This is a genomic window from Planctomonas deserti (assembly GCF_003067705.1).
GTDB classification, from domain to species: Bacteria; Actinomycetota; Actinomycetes; order Actinomycetales; family Microbacteriaceae; genus Planctomonas; species Planctomonas deserti.
Genome location: NZ_QANL01000044.1, coordinates 1 through 732, shown reverse-complemented (window position 1 = coordinate 732; position 732 = coordinate 1). Strand labels below are relative to the sequence as shown.

Annotated in this window: 1 protein-coding gene; it reads left to right on the top strand. The window is 65.0% G+C overall.

Annotated features, from left to right (window positions below):
• A partial coding sequence (locus DAI20_RS19430; protein ID WP_168927703.1) for an efflux RND transporter permease subunit occupies positions 1-732 on the top strand: 732 nt, incomplete at both ends.

Here is a 732-nt window from a genome sequence, read left to right as displayed (position 1 = left end):
TCGCCGACCTGGTGGTCAAGACCCAGGGCGATGGCCGGGTGATCCGGCTGAAGGACATCGCCAACGTCTACGACGGCCAGCAGGATGCCTACCAGGCGGCGTGGTTCGACCACAAGCCGGCGGTGGTGATGTACGTGTTCACCCGCGCCGGCGCCAACATCGTGGAGACCGTGGACCGGGTCAAGGCGCAGATCCCGACCCTGCGCGATTATCTGCAACCCGGCACCACGATGACGCCGTACTTCGACCGTACGCCAACCATCCGCTCGTCGCTGCATGAGGTGCAGATCACTCTGCTGATCAGCCTGGCGATGGTGGTGCTGACCATGGCGCTGTTCCTGCGCCGGCTGGCACCGACGCTGATCGCTGCGGTGACCGTACCGCTGTCGCTGGCCGGTGCCGCGCTGGTGATGTACGTGATGGGCTTCACCCTGAACAACCTGAGCCTGCTGGCGCTGGTGATCGCGATCGGCTTCGTGGTCGACGATGCGATCGTGGTGATCGAGAACATCATGCGCCACCTCGACGAGGGCATGCCGCGCATGCAGGCGGCGCTGACCGGCGCGCGCGAGATCGGCTTCACCATTGTCTCGATCACCGCCTCGCTGGTGGCGGTGTTCATTCCGCTGCTGTTCGCCAGCGGCATGATGGGCGCGTTCTTCCGCGAGTTCACCGTCACTCTGGTGGCGGCCATCGTGGTCTCGATGATCGTCTCGCTTACGTTGACCCCGG